Annotated in this window: 1 protein-coding gene; it reads left to right on the top strand. The window is 41.3% G+C overall.

The features are described 5' to 3' along the window. On the top strand, positions 1–1,824 hold a 1,824-nt coding region (locus tag AC04NP_RS30440), incomplete at both ends, for a non-ribosomal peptide synthetase (protein WP_482863898.1).

The raw sequence follows: 1,824 nt of genomic DNA on the forward strand, positions 1-1,824 counted from the left end.
TTTGGTCTGGTAGTGGCAAGGTGCAGTGGTACGGATCATGCCCTTTTTGGTTCTGCGCTATTAGGAAGGCTGCAGGGGGCAAAAGGCTCAGCATCCTCCTTGGGGTTATTTCTAAATACCCTGCCTGTTTTATTAGACCTAAAAGGCAATGTATCGGCATATATTACCCATACGAATGAGCGCTTGCAAGCACTCTTAAATTACGAACAGACACCGCTATCAAGCATCCATCAGTGGAGTGGTATCTCTAATGATACTCCAATGTTCAGTGCTTTGTTAAATTACCGCCATTCAGCGCGAAGATTATCATCAGATAGGTCAGATAAGCCCAATAAGCCCTTTGATTCAGGTGCAAAATTGTTGTCAGGGCAAGGGCGGACAAACTATCCTTTCCATTTGGATATCAATGATTATGGGGATGATTTTGGATTGACGGCAAAGCTATCCGATAGGGGTATCGCCCCTTCCGCTGTGGTATCCTATATGCAGGAAGCATTAACGGTATTACTGGAGCATATTAATAAGGGATCGGAAACAGCTGTTAATGAACTGTCCATTATATCCAAAGAAGAAAGCCGTCAATTGTTAGAAGTGTTCAATGACACAGCAGTTAGTTATCCAACGGACAAAACAATTGCAGACCTTTTCGAGGAGCAGGCCAGGAAAACACCCGATGCTATAGCGGTAGTGTATGAACAGGCAAGCTTGAGTTATCAGGAGTTGGACAAGCGTTCCAACCAGCTGGCACGATACCTCATAACAAAAGGCGTACAACCGGATGATCTGGTCGGCATTTGCCTCGACCGTAGCTTGGAAATGTTAGTCAGTATTTTTGGGATACTGAAATCAGGAGGCGCCTATGTTCCCATTGATCCAGAGTATCCAAAGACCCGTATCGATTATATGTTGGAGGATTCCAGGGTAAAGGTCCTGCTCAGTGCCAGTTATTGCACAGCCACATTTTCACACAAGAATAATCTGGATATTGTTTTGTTGGATAGTGATTGGGACAGGATATCAAGGAGATCTGCCAAAAAACTAAAAAGGATCTCGTCTCCGGATAACCTGGCCTATGTGATCTATACTTCAGGGAGTACAGGGAAACCCAAAGGAGTTCCTATCGTTCGTGCTAGCTTATTGAATTTACTATTAGGTATGGTCGATCGTTTAGAGATGAAAGATTTAGAGGTTTTTCTTTCAGTAACGACCTTTACATTTGATATTTTTTACTTAGAATTATTCACACCATTATTATTAGGAGCCAAAGTAGTTGTATTAGATACATCGAGCATAAAAGATGGTAATAAGCTTCAAAGAGCGATAGAGACGTATAAACCTAATTTTATGCAAGCCACACCATCTACTTGGCAAATGTTGATAGATAATGATTGGAAAAATAAAGAAGGAGTAACCGTTTTAACAGGAGGCGAGACTATAAATGAATCCCTGAAGAACAGCCTTACGGCGATAAGTACTACCGTATGGAATTTATACGGACCTACAGAAGCGACTATTTGGGTCACGGCTAAAAAATTAAAAAGTTCAGAAAGAGTAACTATTGGGGGAGCTATTAGTAATGTTCAGCTTTACATTTTGGATAATAATAATGCTATAGTACCCATTGGAGTTGCAGGAGAATTATGTCTAGGCGGAGTACAAATATCCCACGGTTATTTAAATAGAGCGTCATTAACAAAGGAAAAGTTTATAACAAATCCATTCAAAGAAGGTGAGCGTATCTATAAAACGGGCGATTTGGCTCGTTGGCTGCCCAATGGTACCGTTGAGTTTATAGGCAGAAAAGATACCCAGGTCAAGATACGT

The sequence above is a fragment of the Agaribacillus sp. DX54 genome (assembly GCF_056858335.1).